This window comes from Nostoc sp. PCC 9305 (genome assembly GCF_963920915.1).
Lineage (GTDB): Bacteria > Cyanobacteriota > Cyanobacteriia > Cyanobacteriales > Nostocaceae > Nostoc.
In genome coordinates this window covers 1-237 of sequence record NZ_CAWUDN010000313.1, presented here as the reverse complement: position 1 = coordinate 237, position 237 = coordinate 1, and the positions used below count along the sequence as shown (strand labels likewise).

The window sequence follows — 237 nt, the reverse complement described above, 5'->3', positions numbered from 1 at the left end:
AAGAAATTACCACTCTCAGGGGGCATAGCGATTCGGTCAACAGCGTCGTCTTCAGCCCGGATGGCAAAACTTTAGCTTCCACCAGTGCTGACAAGACGATCAAATTGTGGAATCTCGAGACGCACAAAGAAATTACCACACTCAGAGGGCATAGCGATTCGGTCAACAGCGTCGTCTTCAGCCCGGATGGTAAAACTTTAGCTTCCGCCAGTGGTGACAACACGATCAAATTGTGGA

At 49.4% G+C, this 237-nt stretch carries 1 protein-coding gene; it reads left to right on the top strand.

What is annotated here, in order from left to right; genetic code table 11:
• A partial coding sequence (locus tag ACM0OX_RS35870) for a WD40 repeat domain-containing protein (RefSeq protein ID WP_414519990.1) occupies nt 1-237 on the top strand: 237 nt, incomplete at both ends.